The 535-nt window shown below is 38.7% G+C and carries 1 protein-coding gene; it reads right to left on the reverse strand.

Annotated features, from left to right (window positions below):
- Window positions 1–125 precede the first annotated feature (125 nt).
- Window positions 126–535 (reverse strand): plasmid mobilization relaxosome protein MobC (gene mobC, locus STRDD10_RS10070; protein ID WP_231853414.1); only part of this gene is annotated, 410 nt, incomplete at its 5' end.

Genomic DNA, 535 nt, shown 5'->3' on the forward strand with positions numbered 1-535 from the left:
AAACTCAAGTACGCTTACTTTATTCCAATTTCCTTTTGACAACAAGTAACCAGTAGCGACGTCCTTTGTCCGTGTCCATCCGAAACGCTAAAGCCTTTCGGCTCGGCACGTACTAGCGTACTCTGCTACCGCTTATTGTCAAAAGTTTTCTCGGCATAAATCGCTTGATTCATTTCCTTAAGTGCCGATTTCATGGTCCGCTTTACATAACGATCTAACCCTCGTAACATTTTTTGTAATTCCTCTATCTGTTCTCTGTCAATTCTTTGGTTTTTATTTGCGACCTTGGCTAGCTGATTGACATTGTTTCCAATTCGGTTCAACTGATAGGTCATTTGTTCAAAACCGTTTGTATCGATATTGATAACCGTCGGAACTAATAAATGTTTTCGTGCGTAAGATGAAAAGTTAGGGGACTTCGCTTCTGCCATTAATCTTTCCAATATGCGAATTTCTATCTCTGAGAAAAAAACTCGTTTCAAAATTGGACGGTCTCTATTTTCCATTTGGATACCTCTTTTTATTTTTTCAAAGC

This window comes from Streptococcus sp. DD10 (assembly GCF_001578805.1).
In the GTDB taxonomy this organism is placed as follows: Bacteria; Bacillota; Bacilli; order Lactobacillales; family Streptococcaceae; genus Streptococcus.